Below are 17,857 nucleotides of genomic sequence, written 5' to 3' on the forward strand. Positions count from 1 at the left end.
CTAGGTTTTATACTTGACTTTGAGATAAAGTAGAATCTTTGATAGAGTTTTGCACTTTTTCAAATGCACGCATTTCAATTTGTCTTACTCGTTCTCGACTAATATTAAATTCACCAGAGAGTTCTTCTAGGGTTAGTGGTACATCGTTTAAACGACGCGCTTTAAATATACGCTTTTCGCGTTCATTGAGATTGTCCATGGCATTTATGAGCATGGAACGGCGATTTTCTAATTCACTTTTTTCAATTAAAATTTGTTCTTGATCGTTAGATTCATCCACCAACCAATCTTGCAACTCACTGTTTTCCCCTTCTTTTGTTCGAATTGGTGCGTTGAGTGAAGTGTCACCACCAAGCCTACGATTCATTGATACAACTTCATCTTCTGTGACATTCAACTGGATTGCAATTTTTTTCACTTGTTCTGCATTGAGATCGCCACTATCAAGTGCTTGAAGTTTACTTTTTAACTTACGAAGGTTGAAAAACAAACGCTTTTGATTAGCTGTTGTCCCCATTTTCACCAAACTCCAAGAGCGCAATACATATTCTTGGATTGATGCTTTAATCCACCATATTGCATAGGTTGCAAGACGAAAACCCCGCTCTGGTTCGAAACGTTTAACAGCTTGCATGAGTCCAACATTGCCTTCTGAAATGACTTCCCCAATGGGAAGTCCGTAGCCCCGATATCCCATCGCGATTTTAGCTACGAGACGCAAATGGCTGGTTACTAGCCTATGCGCAGCTTTTAGATCATTATGCTCACGGTAACGCTGAGCTAACATATATTCTTCTTTTGGCTCAAGCATTGGAAAACGACGCACTTCTTCCAAGTAACGGTTTAAAGCACCATCACCTGTCATTACTGATAATAAATTCATATGGGCCATATAGCACCCTCCTTTTGTTTGAATTCCCTGATAAGGCAAATTCTATGTTTTAGATAGCTAACTATCCTCATAACCTCACTCTAGCATATTTTTCAATTTTGTTCAAAAAAAGATATTTTATTGTGAAATCTTGAGAAGGGGAAAAGTTTCAATTCATTTTTTTTAAAAGTTTAATAAGTTTAGCCATATCTTGAGGCAGTGGTGCGGAAAACGACATAACTTTACCGGTAGAAGGATGTTCAAAAGTAAGACTTGCAGCATGGAGTGCATGTCGGTTGAATTGATCGATTGCATTTCTAATAGTGGAGTTGAATGTGTTTGATTTTGTTTTAAAAGCGTTTCCATAAACTGTATCGCCTATGAGTGGATGCCCAATATGAGTCATATGAACACGGATTTGATGGGTGCGTCCAGTTTCCAAGCGACATTCCAGAAGGCTAGCAAAAGATGTTGAGTCTGCATGAGAGCCATATTTTTCAAGCAGAGAAACATGTGTAACAGCATGACGAGCATAAGGGTTTTGGTTATGGATGACAGCTTGCTTTGTCCGGTTATGGGGCGAACGGCCAAGTGATGCATCAATTGTCCAGACATTGCGCTGAGGTGTTCCCCAAATCAAGGCATGGTAGCGTCGATCTAATGCGCAGGTACGTCCATGATCAGAAAATTGAGCACTGAGACTTTTATGAGCTAGATCATTTTTTGCAATAACCATAACACCGCTTGTATTTTTATCAAGACGATGGACAATACCAGGGCGTTTAACACCACCTATACCAGATAAACTATTCCCACAGTGGTAAATAAGGGCATTAACCAATGTACCGGTCCAATTGCCATTCCCAGGATGAACAACAAGACCAGCTGGTTTGTTAATAACAATGACATGATCATCTTCAAAAAGAATGTCCAATGCAATGGCTTCAGCGCTAGGTTCTGCATCACGAAGGTCCGGCATTTCCAATTCAATTATTTGGTTAGGTTTTAATTTTATTTTGGGTTCCTTTATGAATTGACCATCAATTTTAAGACAGCCTTCACGGATGAGAGTTTGCAAACGCGAACGTGAGAGCACATCATGATATTGTTTTGCGAGCCACTGATCAAGACGTTGCCCAAGAGCACCTTCATCCGTTATTTTCTGTATTACCATACGATTCCTATTAAGTTTTTAATAAGATTTTACCAGTACGAAATTGCTTTACTATCGAGAAATTCTTTAATTCCCCAATGTCCTCCTTCACGAGCGCGCCCAGAAAATTTTACACCTCCAAAGTAGCTTCCACTGGGTAATCCATGTCCATTAACTTCTACCATACCAGAGCGTACTTGTGCCGCAATACGACGACATTTGTTGCGATCTTGCGATTGAATATAGTTTGTAAGACCATACTCAGTCTCATTCGCTAAAGCGATGGCTTCTTCTTCTGTACTAAAAGAAAGAATCGAGAGAACTGGACCAAAGATTTCTTCTTTAAAAATACGCATATGAGGTTTTACATCAGCAAAGACTGTTGGACGGACATAATAACCGCGTTCCATTCCTTTCGGTAAACCAGTCCCGCCTGCAACAAGAGTTGCACCTTCATCAATTCCCGATTGGATAAGATCTTGAATTTTATCATATTGTTTTTTTGAAACAACGGGCCCAATATGATTTCCTTCTTGGCAGTTTGGTCCTACTTTTGTTGTTTCTGCAATATCTTTGGCTATTTTCACGGCTTTGTCATAGATGCTCTGTTCCACAAGCATACGAGTTGGTGCATTACAACTTTGTCCACTATTATAAAAGCAATGTCGTGCACCACGTTGAACAGCATCTGAGTCGGCATCAGCAAAGATAATATTCGCTCCTTTTCCCCCAAGTTCCAGACAGACTCTTTTTAAAGTAGCGCTGGCATTTTTAGAAATATCTTTTCCTGCTCTAGTTGAACCAGTAAAGCTGATCATTTCTAAATCTGAATGTGCAGAGAGGTAAGAGCCGACAGTCGCACCATCACCATTGATTAAATTAAAAACACCGGCTGGAAGTGCGGCTTCATCTAAAAATTCAGCAAAAAGCATAGCAGAAAGAGGCGCAATTTCAGAGGGCTTTAACACCATGGTACAGCCAGCCAAGAGAGCAGGAATAACTTTAAGAGTTACTTGATTCATGGGCCAATTCCATGGCGTAATTAATCCTACGACGCCGATAGGATCGTAGTGAAGGATTGCTTGCTCATTTCCCTTTATTAAAGTTTCTTGGAACGAAAACTCTTTATAAGCTTCGATAAAATTGCGAATATGGGAACTTCCGGTTGCAGTTTGCGCATTAAGCGCCATATCAATTGGTGCTCCCATTTCCATTGAAATGGTTTTTGCCATGTCTTTGGAACGTTTTTCGTAGATCTCTAGAATTTTTTCAACAAATCCAAGACGCTCATTTGGTGACGTTGTTTTCCATTTTTGAAAGGCTTCTTTAGCCGCATTAATTGCTTTATCAGCATCTTTTGTACTTCCAAGGCTAATGACAGCACAAGCCTCCTCTGTTGATGGATTAATGACGTCAAAATCGTGAGGAGTGCTTGGCTCATCCCATAGACCATTGATATAAAATTTCCGTTTATTAAACATAATTCACTCCCTTTTTTCTATTTATATTTATGTAATTATGATTGTCTTAGTCTAAGCCTTTTTAAACGAGGATAACAAGGATAATCTTATAAAAACGTGAGAAATTAGATTATATCGTGATAATTGAGCATGGAGAATTCAATAGAGCAATGCTTATTGTATTATTGAGACTAGTTTCTTTTATGAAAAGGGAGAGAAAGAGAGGCATAGACAATTTTCTTGAAGCTTTTTTATCATGAAGTTTTCTTCAAAACAAATGAAATACGAGCTCTATGACACCATAAACTGGGCAATTTATATCGTAAATATGCAAAAGGCAGATTATGAATATGCATTATGGCATTATTTTTTTCATTAAAAAGTAACCATCAGCAAAAGGTTATTAACCTTCGTATGATAGTTTCTACGAATTCTTTTTGAAAAGGTTATTTTTCTCATTGCTATAAATTTGTTGGGTGCCATGCATAATTCGAAAACAAAATCTATTTCTACGTCTTCTTTTTCTGATGATGGTACAAAAGGTGCATCAAGAGAAGATTTATCTGTTAAGATTACTGAGATATTTCCTTATCCGGAAGTGTGGAAAAAGGCATTTGCCCTCGGAAAAAACGTCCGTTTCACGAGAACCCCAGAAGTTGAGATTTTGCGTCGTCGTATAGAAACAGATCCAGTTTTTGCAAAACAGTTTAAAATTTTTACGAAGCAAGATCAAAAAAAAATTACAGATACAGATATTGTACGTTGTAACAAGAAAACAACAAATATTCTTTCGACAAAAAAAGTCATTAATCCTCAATCAATAGAGAATAAAACATCAGTTTGTCATTCAACGGTTCTGAAGCAGTTGTCACGACAAGCTATTCATATGCCGTCAGCAAATATTCCACTTGAGGAGGATAAACAAGAACATAAATTACAAGTGGAAAATGTGCTACAAAAAATAAAACCTGCGTTGCATCTTTCCGACGATGCATTTTTTGAGTGTGAATCTTTGATATTTGAACATGTGGAGACTCAAACATCAAAAGAGGATGGAACATCAATTGACACGACAAATGAAATTACACCGGATATTCCCACAGCCTTTGATGAGTCAATAACGGCTCTTTACCGTGTTCTTGAATACCGCTTTCCACAACTCTATGATTCAATTACATCAGAATCTCCAGCGGAAAGGATGCGAGGTGTTGAGAAAATTTCTGATTTAATGCATACAAATAATGATACTACTAAAGAGTGTCATTCTAAGCTTTCTGTTGAAGATTTTGCTCATACGTTAAGTAATACAGGGGCGTTAAGTGATGCAGGGGCTAGTATAGAGACTGAAAATACCAATAATATTGTCGCCAATAATACTGTTGATTGTATAAACAAAGCCGTCATAAAGAATTCAAAAGATTTTTCTGTGGTGCAAGCAAACAGTAAAACTAAAACATTGCAATCTACTCGTATGCCATTAGGTAATTATGATTCTGCTTTTATGCAAAATATTCAATCTATTGACTGTGATGTTTATGAATTTCCTCCGATCAACTTATTACAGGAACCTGTTTTTCATGAAGGTACGATGATTCCTCAAGAAACATTAGAACGTGGTGCTGGACTTTTGGAAAGTGTTTTGGAAGATTTTGGCATTAAGGGTGAAGTTATCCATGTTCATCCAGGGCCAGTGGTAACAATGTATGAATTTGAACCCGCTGCGGGTGTAAAATCATCACGCGTTATTAATCTTTCTGATGATATTGCGCGTTCTATGTCTGCTATTTCTACACGCGTTGCTGTAATTCCTGGACGGAATGTTATCGGGATTGAGTTACCCAATGCGGTTCGTGAAACCGTTTATTTACGGGAATTAATCCAAACACGTTCTTTTCGTGAAAGTGAATTTAAACTTGCTCTTGCTTTGGGGAAGGGGATTAATGGTGAACCGGTCATTGCAGAATTAGCAAAAATGCCTCATTTATTGGTTGCAGGAACAACAGGATCAGGCAAGTCTGTTGCAATTAATACAATGATTTTGTCGATTCTTTATCGTATGACACCAAAGCAGTGTCGTTTGATCATGGTTGATCCTAAAATGTTAGAGCTCTCTGTTTATGATGGCATTCCACATCTTTTAACACCCGTTGTCACAGATCCCAAAAAAGCAGTAACAGCTTTAAAATGGGCGGTTCGTGAAATGGAAGAGCGTTATCGTAAAATGGCTAAGTTGGGTGTGCGTAATATTGATGGTTTTAATGCACGCGTTGCACTTGCAGCTCAAAAAGGCGAAACAATCATGTGTACTGTTCAGTCGGGTTTTGATAAGGAAACAGGGGAAATGCTTTATCATGAAGAAGCCATGGATCTCACGCAGCTTCCTTATATTGTTGTGATTGTTGATGAGATGGCTGATCTTATGATGGTGGCAGGGAAAGAGATAGAGAATGCTATTCAGCGCTTAGCGCAAATGGCGCGTGCGGCAGGTATTCATCTTATTATGGCAACGCAACGTCCTTCTGTTGATGTTATCACAGGTACAATTAAAGCGAACTTTCCTACCCGCATTTCTTTTCAAGTAACATCAAAAATTGATAGTCGTACGATCTTGGGTGAACAAGGTGCTGAAACACTTTTAGGTCAGGGGGATATGCTTCATATGGCAGGTGGTGGACGCATTGTGCGCGTTCATGGACCTTTTGTTTCTGATGAAGAAGTTGAATCCATCGTTGCACATCTAAAAATGCAAGGTAAACCTGATTATTTAGCAACGGTAACAGATAATGAAGACGATAACAAAGAGGATAATTCTGCTGATTCAGCTGCTGGAAATTCTGAGGAAGAAAATTTTGATGAAGAGGGTGAGGAACTTTATAACCAAGCTGTAAAAATTGTTATGCGTGATAAAAAATGTTCAACATCTTATATTCAGCGCCGACTTTCAATCGGCTATAATAAAGCAGCTTCTCTTGTCGAGCGGATGGAAGAAAAAGGCATTGTTGGAGCCGCTAATCATGTTGGAAAACGTGAAATTCTACTCAATGAAGGAAAATAAACAAACACATTTAAAAATATGCAATTTTTAAAATATCTGACAGTCATTATTTAAATGTGCTTGTTTTATTTTTTTATATAATATTAAAAATTTAAATGGAGAGTAATAAAGCAAAAGCGATCTTTTGTATTAAGACTTCTGATGAGGTAAACAAGCTGATATCAAAGGAGATTATGAGATGTTTTTAACATTTCTAAATGATCTGGAATATAAAGAAATTAAACAAATCTTTATATGAAAACAGATAATTTGTGTTCTCTTTTTTACAGAGAAATTTTTTAATAAAATAGTGCGGTGGCATATTTTTTGTTTTTTCTTTTGTAGCGATTCTAATGAAAGAAAGATCTTTGGGAGATTATTGAGAGCATCATAAGAAAAATGCCCAATATGCAAGTTCTGTTGCATAGGATACTTTAAAGCGTCACGCTGAATTTATTATCATTTGATATTATTGGCTCAAGAAAGATGTTCTTACGAGAAGCTTTATTTGAAAAAGAGATTTTGATAATGCAGTATATTGATTTATAGTAATTTATCATTATTCACAGTGAATAAAAGTCTCAAACATTGTAAGATTTTCTCATTTCAAATCTGTTTCTGTTGAAACAATTAAAACCGTTTTCTTGCGTATCATAATAATGTAGGAGTAAAAAAGTTAAAAAATAAAAAGGCTGCTTATGAACGCCTTCAAATGCCGAGAACTATTGGTAACATTAGGGGCTGAAATTAGTATAATGATGGTGCTAACCAGCTCTTTTATAAGTATAAAAATGGTAATGCACAATGCCTTGATATCCTCTATAGGGACTTTTACATTACACCATTTACAGATGACGTCGTAAAATAAGCTTGGGGATCTTGGGAGATATCTTTTCAAAAAAGGCGCATGAATGTGTAAAATAAGTGTATTCTTTTTGAGTACTATTTATGCGAGGGAGATGTTACCATTATTGTAACAAGATTTATTACATAATGGGTGAATAAGCAACAAGAGCTGGAAGCTTCTTTTTATTCTTGTTTTGTTGATGAAACAGTCAAAATTTTGCTACAGACAATTGATATGAGATATCAAGTTATTTTAACCAGAATAGATAATTGTAAACAAATTAGCATTATTCATTTGAGAGTAAATTCAACACTTTTTAGTTTTAGTTATGCCATTAAAAGCAGATGAGTTAAAGTTAAATACAAATGAATTAAAATGTCAGCAAGAAGCTTTTCGTTTTACACCAGAGCTTTTGCCACGGCCTTTTACGTGGGAAATCGATCACAATGGTTTGTTTTGTGAAGTCTCAAAAGAGCTAGCTGAAGTTGTTGGTCCTCTCTCTTCTTCTATTTTAGGGTGTAGTTTTCATGAGCTTGCTCATCAATTTAATGATGATCGATATCTGGTTCTCAGTCGTTTTATTGAAGCGGCTATGCCTTGGAGTAAAGAGATTGTTCAATGGCCTGTTGATGGTTGCTTACAATGGCTTGATGTTGAATTGTCGGCTTTGCCAATTTTTGATGTTAAAAAGCAGCTTAAGGGGTTTCGTGGCTTTGGTGTTTTAAAAATACAAAAAAAAGTCCAAGAAAAAAGAAATGAAAAGCTAGAAACAGAAATGCCATGTCTTACGGAGATAGAACGCTCAGCTTTTCGTGAAATTGCAGAGCAATTGCGTGATGAATTGAATTCATCGGTAAAAGAAGAAAATTTAGTTGAAGAAACAGCTATTCAGTTACCATATGCACAAACATTGCCGGTAAATGCTATAGAACAAGCTCTCGTAAAAGAGCCCGCTGCAGTTTTATCATTGTTGGATACAGCAACAGATGGTGTTTTATGGTTGGATGAAGAGGGCTTTGTTCAATCAGCGAGTAGGGCAGCCTTAGCATTAATGGGTTATGAAATAAATGAACTACGAGGACAACCATTCTCTTCATTATTTACTTTGCAAAGCCGACTTTTGGTTGAAAAGTATTTTAAATCAATCCGTATGGAGGAAAAAAATCAGGTTTTAAATCGCAGTGAAACCGCTGATTTAATGACAAAAAATCATAAAAATATAACCGTTTTGATAACGATTGTATTTTTGGTAAAGCAAGGCAATTATGCTGTTATGTTGCGTGATAGGACACAAACAGTTCCATCAGGAGAAAAAAAAGCAGAAGAGGATAAAATCGTTGGAGTTGTTCATGAAATACGAACACCTTTGAATGCTCTTATTGGTTTTGCAGAAATTATGAGAGAAGGCCGTTTTGGTTCGATAGAAAATGAGCGCTATCATGGATATTTACGCGATATTATTTCCTCTGGAAAACATATATTATTGCTGATTAATCAATTACTAGAGTGCTCGAAGATAAATTATTCTGGTTCCGATAACCAGATTGATTCTTCCCTTATTTCTGAAACATTTGATGTAATATCTTGTTTACGTGCGACGATAGCTTTTCTTGAAACTCAAGCCAATCAGAACGGCATTATCATGCGTATTGTTGCTCCACCTCACGTTCCATTTATTCCTGTATCACAACAAGTGTTTCGCCAGATTATATGGAATCTTCTTTCCAATGCTATTCGTTTTACACCTTTGGGTGGACAGATTATTGTTCACGTTTCTTATAGAAAAGAACGTGTAAAAATTTCAGTGAGTGATAATGGTATAGGGATGAACGAAGAAGAGATTATACAGGCACTGCAACCTTATGGTCAAGTAGAGCGCAAAGATGGACGATCTGGTGATAGCGCTTTTATGGGAACAGGTTTAGGCCTCCCAATGTGTAAAGCAATGGTGGAAGAAAGAGGGGGACAATTTTTACTGTTCTCAAAACCCAATCATGGAACAACTGTGGAAATGTTTTTTCCTCGTGTTCCATGATGTAAATCTTGCATAAAATTATTTTTTCTTAGCCAAAAGATCTCTAATTTCTGTTAAAAGTTGTTCTTCTGAAGACGTTTTTTTGGGGCTTTCTTCTTCTTTTCTACGAATTTTATTCATAGCCTTAACGAATAAAAAAAGAACCCAAGCAATAATGAGAAAATTGATAAGTAAAGTAATAAAGTGTCCATAGCTAATGGTTGCTCCAGCTGCTTTGGCGGCACTCAATGTTGCTTGTTTTTCGCCAGCAAGTTGAATAAACATATTAGAAAAATCAATCCCACCTGTAATCAGCCCAATGATTGGCATAAAAATATCATTGACAATTGAGTTGACCAAGCTACCAAAAGCACCCCCTATAATCACACCGATAGCAAGATCAATCATGTTACCTTTTAGGGCAAATTCTTTGAATTCTTTAAGCATTGCATTTTCCCCTTTATATAAGCGATATACGGTAATTTACTTACCGCTTTTGATGAAAAAGGAAAGGGCAGATTTTATTTTTAGGATTATATTACGATATTAATATTATTTTCAAAGAACTTTATAAGGTTTAATAAAGAGCTTTAGGGCTCTATTTGAATGTACATAGAATATTTCCTAGAAAAAAGCTTTTTTGATAAAAACTATATCTGCTTTTTCAACAGAAAGTAGAAAACTGTAGCTTAATTTATATAATTGCCTCAAGATTTTTATGTTAACATTAAAAAGAGAGGTTTTTACACAATACCACAAAATAAGTAGTGTAGAAAGTTGAGCTATCAGAAAGCTTTTCAAATGAAGTACATATATTAGCATAACATTTTGTCATAAAAAGAGAATTTAGGAATAAAAAATATATTTCAGCACTGATAGAAGAAATAGATAGATGAGACAGGAGTAAAACTTATAATTTAATTCCTCTTAATTTAGTAAGCGATAATAGCAATTAAGAGGGCATTATGGCTTATCTAAAAGCTATTTGTATTGGGTTACATGAGCTAAAATGGCGATAATTCGGATGGAAGAAACACATTTCATCTGCTGGAAGATTGTATCAGTTTATAAATAGCAGAGCTCTAGGGTTTGCAAGATCATTTTGGTTTGGAAGTCGTTGGTATGATGTTTGAGTTCAATAATCAACTGTCATTACTTAAAATATATGTTAGGCAGAGCACTTAATAGATGCAAAATTGTATTTAATACATCAGAAATGGCAAAGAAAACAACGCAGATTATCAATAGAGTACAAATTGATTGAACATTCTGTTGCTCATAAATAGTGCAACAATAGTATGAATTTAGATGATTTTATGAACTATGTATCCTATAAATGCTAGGAAAAAATAGCTTTATAGAACAAGCTTTGTTTCTATTGAAAACAATATTACACAAAGGAACTTTGGGAATAGAGATAATTTGCCTGCATTTTTAAGAAAATTATGAGCGTGCCTGCATAAGGCGTCATAAAACCATGACTATGGTAAGAGCCATTGATGTTCCAATTCATGCTGAATTTTATAAGATTAGGATTCATATTTTAATCTTTAAAAAATGTCGAAAAAGAGAAACATTTTTTAAGAATAAAAAGTTCTTTACATAGTATAACCAATATAAACATGTATGGCTATTATGTGATGAGTTTTCTTCTAGAAGGGGAATATTATTTGGATAATATGCTTGCTTTGATTGGAAATCTTTTGTGTTAAAAGGTAGAGGTGAGGTGCGATGGATCATTTTTATGTTGTGGAGAAGAATTGATGAGTTTTTTTCGTTGTATTGGCCGTTCTGCCTTATTTATGTTGGATCCAGAGCAAGCACACGGTTTAGCGATTCTTGGGCTGAAAAGTGGATTAAATGGTTGTCAAAAGGTTATCGACAAACGTTTGTGTGTAACTGTTGCTGGTCTTGAGTTTGAAAATTTTATTGGTCTTGCAGCGGGGTTTGATAAAAATGCAGAGGTTGTAGATGGTATTTTTCGGTTAGGATTTGGTTTTACTGAAATTGGGACAGTGACACCAAAGCCTCAGATTGGAAATCCTAAACCACGGCTTTTTCGTTTAAAAGAAGATGAAGCGATTATTAATAGAATGGGCTTTAATAATGACGGACATCAAGTTGTTTACAATAGATTGCATGCGTGTAAAAAAACTGGTGTTATAGGAGTCAACATTGGAGCCAATAAGGATACGGTCGATAAGATTGATGATTATACTGTTGGTATTGCTCATTTTTATGATGTTGCTGATTATTTTACGGTTAATATTTCTTCTCCTAATACACCAGGTTTACGTGATTTACAGGCCCGTGACAGTTTGCATCTTTTGTTGAGTGCAATTTCGCAAGCGCGAAATGAGCAAGAGAACAAGCATGGATTCTCCATTCCCATTTTTTTAAAAATTTCTCCTGATTTATCAGAGAAAGAATTAGATGATGTTGCTGAAGAAATAAAACTTTCTGATTTTGATGGACTCATTGTTTCTAACACAACTCTTTCACGCCAGGGGCTTAGCAATAGTCACCTCAGCAATGAAGAGGGAGGGCTTTCTGGACGTCCACTTTTTGAACGTTCTACTATTGTGCTTGCAAAAATGCGTCAAAAGTTAGGGAAGGAGATTGCAATTATCGGTGTTGGCGGTATAAAGGATGCACAGACTGCTTTGGAAAAAGTAAAAGCTGGTGCAGATTTGATTCAATTATATAGTGGGATGGTTTATGAAGGTCCAAATCTTGTCATAACTATTCTGCAAGAGGTTTTGCAGATGATGCAACAAGATGGAGTTGATAACATAAAAGGCTATCGTGATCATAGTCTTGAGCATTGGGCAAAATTTCCTTTGTAAAAAACGCTTTTTTCTTCACAAAAAATTGCGAGATTTTTTTAAAGGGGCTTGCAAACTTTGTTGATCTTCCTTATGTCACATAAGCAAAGAATAAATGTTTACGAAATCGTGAATAGTTATGATACATTTGATTTTATGCGGTTGTAGCTCAGTTGGTTAGAGCGCTGGTTTGTGGCACCAGAGGTCGTAGGTTCAAATCCCACCAACCGTACCAAAAAATTTTATTGAAAATACTGAAAATGGATATACAAGACGAACAAACGGCTCGCTGAGGATCTTTGATCAATGACTGTAGTTGCTTGGGGGCATAATATTGTACAAAAAAACGCATGGCATAAAGTCCAAAAAACCAATAAAGGGGCATTGCGCTTCTTTTTTAAGAACTGGGCATCTCCTCTTACCTTAATGCGTTCTCATTATGCATCTTTTACACAAGACTTGCGATGGAAAGACTTTACGGAAAAAATCAATTGTTTTGTTTAAAAGATCCGAGCTTAATATGCCCTTCAATATGGAAGGGTATTTCACAATGTTTGTTGTGATGAAGCAATTGCTCTCTCTTGGCATGCCTCTGGCTGTTGGGTTTATCTCTCAGATGATGATTTCCTTCACAGATGCAGCGCTTGTAGCGCATTTAGGCGTGCAAGCCTTGAGTGGTACAATGTTAGCTCTGAGTATATTTAGTTTTGTTATGTTGTTTGGGCTAGGTATTATTACCGCGGTTGCACCAAAACTTGCGGAAAGTTTTCGTAGACAAGATAGATATGCATTGAAGGCATGGTTTGATCAAGGAATATGGCTTTCCCTTGTGATTGGAATGATGAGTGCGATCATTTTACTCAACACGAGAAATATTTTGTGTTTTCTCGGCCAAGATGGGACAATTGCCAATATAGCGCAGGAATATAATAGTGGTGCTGCTATAGGGGTGGTGTTTTTTTATCTTTATGTGAATAGCCGGGGATTACTGTCAGCAATTGGTAATCCAAAGCCGTTAACCTGGGTTATGCTTGCGGCTATCCTTGTGAATTTTCTTATCTCTTGGCCGCTTATTTTTGGTATAGGTTCTGTAAGCGGATTAGGTGTCTTTGGTGCAGGAATTGCGAGCAGTTTGATCCGTATTTTAATTGTTATTGCAGCAGCAATAATTTTGTCCCGCAATTCTGCTTTTCATTCTTTTCGCTTTAATTATTTGAGACCAAAGTTAGAGATTTCACGAATAATAAAATTGCTGCGAGTAGGGCTACCCATTGGTATACGTATTCTTATTGCGGAGGGCTTTCCTTCGTTCATTGCATTCATGATTACGGCTTATGGGGTCGAATCTTTGGCCGCGCATACGATAGGGATGCGTCTCGATATGCTTATTTCTGTGGTGGCTTTGGGGATTTCCAGCGCAGCCGCGACAATAGCAGCGTGGTATAGAGCAGATAGGAATAATATGGCTCTAAAACAGCTGCGTATGAGTGTCACTGTTTTTGCTGTAGCTTATGTCTTGTTTTTATCAGGGATTGTTTATCTCTCTTATGGATTCATCCTTACAACCATCTTTAATATTTCTTCAGAACGCGTTGTTGTTTTCTCTTGGAAGTTGCTTCCGTTCATTTTATTGTCTTTTGCTTTTGGCACTTTAGGTGCTATGCTCAATGGCATACTTGTGGGCTTGCTTGATACGTTTTGGTCAACAATTGTTGTAGCAATAAGTTATTGGGGGTTAGGCCTATTTGGGGGAGCACTAATGGCGCATTTTTTTGAATATGGCTTTATTGGCTATTGGCTTGGCATGATTGGTGCAAGCTTAATCGTTTCTATCTTTAATTATATGCGCGTGGGTTATTTAATAAAATGCAATCCTATGTTTGGGGCAGAGTGAGTGTTATAAAAGCGCTTGTAAAGCACTAGCTGTGAAGGCTTAGCTACTCATCGTCCATAGAGGCTGTTTTACTTCTATGGAGATAACAATATAGGTTACAAAACTTGCTTAATATTGAAAAGAAGTGTCTTTGATTGTAGTCTCAATATTATTTGTTGAGTTTTTAAAATAATATGGGTTTATTAAAATCATTCGGCTACAATTTAAGAGTAAGTTCGGTAGATTGGAAGAGTTTAATACCTTAAAAAATGACGAGAAAAAACGTGCTTATATTCATACGCCGTTGAGGAGTCATTTAAAAAGTTATTGTTTTTATAAGTTATTACCATTGCGATGCTAAAGTGTATACATTTGTCAAAACAATCGCAGACGCTGACGATGTTATTCTTGCAAGCCCTGTTTATCACAGGTCTTATTCAGAGACTTTGAAGAACGCTTTTGATAATTTAGATTGTGATGCTTTTTTGGATAAAGCTGTTGGTCTTCTCTCTCATGGCAGTACAGCAAAAAATGCGCTACTGTCATGTAAATATTTGGTACCAGTTGTGCATACGCTTTATAGACAAGCTCTACAATATCAAGTTGCTTCGGCTAAAGATGATTTTGTGTCTGAGAATGCAGGCCGTACATGGAGACTGAACAGCGAAGATGTACGGGCTCGCTGCGCACATCTTGTTGATGAAATGTATAAATTTTAAAATAATAAGGGTGGAGGATATGATCAAAAATGATAAGAAATACCGTTAGTTAGTCGTTGGTGGTACAGGAATATTGGCGCCCTTTTGCCGGTCATGAGGGCTGAACAACGTGATTATCGCAGCGCGTTTTCGTTCTCATTAATCCAGAATTGAGCTATTTCAGACAAGGGCTAAATGTATATTTTGGAGATTATTATAAGCCATAGACACAATTTTTAAAAGGGGTACCACTATGGACGGGCTTGAAATATTGCATATTATGGAGGGCATTCGCCTGCACATGCATTTTCGTGTAGGTTGAGATTGAGCGGTTGGCCTTCTTACCGAAGCCTCTGCGTATTGTTCATGTTTTTGGTTCTAATGCAGAGGATAAAATAATCTCTGGATGTGCGCATCATAATAAGATTGATTCTACATCTGTAAAATTAGGTCGGAAAAGGCGATCATAGGGCCGACGGTGGTCAATGAGAAAAGTATTTATGATCATGAGATTTGTGAGAGCCGTATTGAGAAAGAGTTTGCGCAAAATCTCGATAATGACTCTGATATAAGATTGTTTTTTAAACTGCCAAGAAGTTTTAAAATAGCCACTCCCATTAGTTCTTATACGCTTGATTGGGTGGTTTTTTTAGAGTGAGATGGCGCGCAAAAGCTTTATTTTGTACTGGAAACAAAAGGAACGAATAGCGAGTTTGATTTGCGCCTTAAAGAAATGCTGAAGATTAAATGCGGCAAGGCGCATTTTACCGCTCTTGAAACTGGTGTGGTGTTTAACGAGGCACCGGTGATGAGTTGGCGCGATTCTAAGCGGGGATGGTGGTAGAGAGAGTGGTGGCTGTGGTAAGAGTGGGCGGCACGAATGACGCTGTCTTTAGTTGCGTACCGCCCCAAGCTAATTTTGTGCTTTGCGAAATTCGCTAAGGCTTTTGGACGTACCGCGTTTACCGCGTAATAAAATCTTATGAATATCATGCAGAAGGCACGCAGAAATGGGTGATTGCGTGTCTAGCTTCCCAATGCCGTAATTAGGTACAGCTACATAATGAGATAGCTCTTCAATATCATCAGTTACACTGATACTTTTTCTTTATTTTCAAACAATAATAGGTCAGATGGTAACGATTATGTCCTTTCTATCTAAGAAAAGAGTAGCACCGCTTGCGTATATGTACGAGTAAAAGTCAATCAACATTGGTCTGAGGTAAAAACCGTCAATTATTTCTAATACACCTAAGGATTTCATAGCTTGCTCTAACGGTTTATATAAAGCCGCCCTTTTAAAAGGTGGATTGGGTGGAAAATTTATTGGAATATAGGCTTTATGAATCTCTCGAACTAAGCTTTCTACTATGCAGGCCCTAAGGCGTGATTGCATATATGGTCGCATCTGTTGCTGCGTTGTGTAGGCAGAGATCCTAAATGAGGAAAGGAGTGCTGCTCTTTTAATTACAAAGGAAGAATACGGCTAATTACAAAGGAAGAATACGGCGCGTAAGTGCAGCAAAATGTATTTTGAGGAGCAGAGGGGTGAGGCATTTGATGTCCAGCGGGTAACGGATTAACTGGAGTATAAGTGGGTATTGCTAGGGCGGAGTTTTTGGTTAAGAATTGCACTTCGTACGCTATAAGCTCTCTACATCCTTCATATAGGCGTTGGATCATCGCCCAATCAACGTAAAGGGGCTGTTTTGTCTTTAGCGTTTGTTTGGCTGCTTCTATAGTGCCGCTGGCTCTATCAGCCATTATGGTGATAATTTTCTCGTCCAAAGAACAGATCAATCGATTGCGTAATAGGGTATGTGTGCCTTTTTGACCGTGTCTTTTTTTTAAAGCAGCTGTTACCTCGTGGAAGGATTGGGTGTGTCTATATGATCAGCCTGCCAAAGAAAAGGAAGCGTTATTGCGATAGCCACCAATAGTAGTCCAGCGATAAAGGTGGCAGCAAACTGCAATGATATAAAAGAACCAAGGACGCCGACCAAAAAGCTTCCGACCGGCGTTCCAGCATAGCCTATCACTCGAAAAGCAGAATTAGCTCGCCCGAGAAGTTGCTTTGGTGTGAGGCGCTGCCTGAAGGCGGTAACACCAATAAACCATAAGCTTGCTCCAACGCCAGCAATAAAGATGACGCCCCATACGACGACAGCACTTTTTGAAAAGGCTGGAATCAAAAGCAAGACAACAGTTCCTAAACCGTCAGTGAGAACAGCTAGGCGCACCGGTGCATAGCGTATACGCGACGCAAATAGGGCACCTGCCATTGTTCCAAGCGCGTAGGCTGCAAACATCACGCCATATTGGCTGCTATGTAGGCCCAGATACCGACTGTCGGTAACGAAGAAGATGAACGAGGTTAGGAATGCTCCAAATACCACCGATAGAAAGAATGTGAGTAATGTAAGGGAGGTAAGATGCCGATTTGAAAAAATGAAACGAAATCCGGCAATGATATAACGGAAAGTGATGTTTTCTTTATCAGGTGTTGGCGATATCGGAACAGCACGGCGAGCGGTAAAAATCAATGTGATAAAAAGCACGATTAACAGGCCGAGAAATAGCAGTGTGCTATGCGCTAAAATGCTGCTTGTTATGACAGGGGCAAGAAAATAGGAGACTCCGAAATCTAAGAACAAGACAATTGAGTAGAAGGTCATCAATCGCTCTCCCTCCATGATAAGTGGTGGAATCGTCATTATATAAGCTTCGGCAGAAACGACGATGAATCCAGCAATGGTTGCATAGAAGAAAATTTGTTCGGCTGGAGTAATCTGTATCATGAGCAGTATGAACAGGACAATATGCAGTAGCATGAAGATGAAGAGAGCTGAGGTGGCAAGTTTTATTTTGTCGCAGCGATCAAGTAAAACGCCTGCAAGGATGCCGAAAATTGGCCACGCTAATGAGAAGAGACCTTGCGCCCAACTTACTCCGACTACGCCATATCCAGATTGTCTTGCTAATAGCGGGATGGCAGTGCGCAAAGCACCGCTGAGTAAGGCGAGCAGACTAACGGTTAGGCAAAAATAGCGTATGTTCTTGTTGGAAAAAAGCCTGAACATTC

General features: G+C 37.7%; 12 protein-coding genes, 1 tRNA gene and 1 pseudogene. 8 read left to right on the top strand and 6 right to left on the bottom strand.

What is annotated here, in order from left to right; genetic code table 11:
- Positions 1 to 7: 7 nt before the first annotated feature.
- The 3 genes from rpoH to ACFINY_RS03930 all read right to left on the bottom strand — a co-directional run bounded on the left by rpoH (position 8) and on the right by ACFINY_RS03930 (position 3,505).
- Positions 8 to 892, bottom strand: coding sequence for an RNA polymerase sigma factor RpoH (gene rpoH / locus ACFINY_RS03920; RefSeq protein ID WP_375612056.1), 885 nt, complete (start codon positions 890 to 892; stop codon positions 8 to 10).
- 148 nt (positions 893 to 1,040) lie between these two features.
- A complete protein-coding gene (locus tag ACFINY_RS03925) occupies positions 1,041 to 2,045 on the bottom strand; it encodes an RluA family pseudouridine synthase (protein ID WP_375612057.1) in 1,005 nt (334 codons plus the stop codon).
- Between the two features lie 29 nt (positions 2,046 to 2,074).
- Positions 2,075 to 3,505 carry an aldehyde dehydrogenase family protein gene (locus ACFINY_RS03930; RefSeq protein ID WP_375612058.1) on the bottom strand — a complete coding sequence of 477 codons (1,431 nt, stop codon included), beginning with the start codon at positions 3,503 to 3,505 and terminating at the stop codon, positions 2,075 to 2,077.
- 460 nt (positions 3,506 to 3,965) lie between these two features.
- On the opposite strand from ACFINY_RS03930, the gene ACFINY_RS03935 reads away from it, so the two are divergent.
- Together ACFINY_RS03935 and ACFINY_RS03940 are read left to right on the top strand one after the other, a co-directional pair.
- Positions 3,966 to 6,539, top strand: coding sequence for a DNA translocase FtsK (locus tag ACFINY_RS03935; RefSeq protein WP_375650662.1), 2,574 nt, complete (start codon positions 3,966 to 3,968; stop codon positions 6,537 to 6,539).
- A gap of 1,154 nt (positions 6,540 to 7,693) precedes the next feature.
- Entirely contained in the window at positions 7,694 to 9,400 is a 1,707-nt protein-coding gene (locus tag ACFINY_RS03940; RefSeq protein ID WP_375650666.1) for an ATP-binding protein, read from the top strand.
- A gap of 18 nt (positions 9,401 to 9,418) precedes the next feature.
- Here ACFINY_RS03940 and mscL read toward each other — a convergent pair whose 3' ends face one another.
- Positions 9,419 to 9,826: a large conductance mechanosensitive channel protein MscL gene (gene mscL, locus ACFINY_RS03945; protein WP_026500234.1), complete on the bottom strand. Its 408-nt coding sequence runs from the start codon at positions 9,824 to 9,826 to the stop codon at positions 9,419 to 9,421.
- Between the two features lie 1,316 nt (positions 9,827 to 11,142).
- Here mscL and ACFINY_RS03950 point away from each other — a divergent pair.
- The 6 genes and pseudogenes from ACFINY_RS03950 (at position 11,143) to ACFINY_RS03975 (ending at position 15,619) form a co-directional block, all read left to right on the top strand.
- Positions 11,143 to 12,225: a quinone-dependent dihydroorotate dehydrogenase gene (locus ACFINY_RS03950; RefSeq protein WP_375700860.1), complete on the top strand. Its 1,083-nt coding sequence runs from the start codon at positions 11,143 to 11,145 to the stop codon at positions 12,223 to 12,225.
- 137 nt (positions 12,226 to 12,362) lie between these two features.
- A tRNA-His gene (locus tag ACFINY_RS03955) sits at positions 12,363 to 12,439 on the top strand.
- Positions 12,440 to 12,510: 71 nt separating this feature from the next.
- The gene (locus tag ACFINY_RS03960; RefSeq protein ID WP_375700861.1) at positions 12,511 to 12,708 is read left to right on the top strand and encodes a hypothetical protein; all 198 of its coding nucleotides are present in this window, start codon (positions 12,511 to 12,513) and stop codon (positions 12,706 to 12,708) included.
- 46 nt (positions 12,709 to 12,754) lie between these two features.
- Positions 12,755 to 14,098, top strand: coding sequence for an MATE family efflux transporter (locus ACFINY_RS03965; RefSeq protein ID WP_375700862.1), 1,344 nt, complete (start codon positions 12,755 to 12,757; stop codon positions 14,096 to 14,098).
- Positions 14,099 to 14,439: 341 nt separating this feature from the next.
- Positions 14,440 to 14,796 carry an NADPH-dependent FMN reductase gene (locus tag ACFINY_RS03970; RefSeq protein WP_375700863.1) on the top strand — a complete coding sequence of 119 codons (357 nt, stop codon included), beginning with the start codon at positions 14,440 to 14,442 and terminating at the stop codon, positions 14,794 to 14,796.
- 457 nt (positions 14,797 to 15,253) lie between these two features.
- A pseudogene (locus ACFINY_RS03975) lies at positions 15,254 to 15,619 on the top strand (hypothetical protein).
- 623 nt (positions 15,620 to 16,242) lie between these two features.
- On the opposite strand, the gene ACFINY_RS03980 reads toward ACFINY_RS03975, so the two are convergent.
- Positions 16,243 to 16,575: a hypothetical protein gene (locus tag ACFINY_RS03980; protein ID WP_375612066.1), complete on the bottom strand. Its 333-nt coding sequence runs from the start codon at positions 16,573 to 16,575 to the stop codon at positions 16,243 to 16,245.
- 59 nt (positions 16,576 to 16,634) lie between these two features.
- Complete coding sequence (locus ACFINY_RS03985; protein WP_375612067.1) at positions 16,635 to 17,855, bottom strand: MFS transporter; 1,221 nt, start codon at positions 17,853 to 17,855, stop codon at positions 16,635 to 16,637.
- Positions 17,856 to 17,857: the final 2 nt, after the last annotated feature.

The organism is Bartonella sp. AA23NXGY, from assembly GCF_042197165.1.
Lineage (GTDB): Bacteria > Pseudomonadota > Alphaproteobacteria > Rhizobiales > Rhizobiaceae > Bartonella.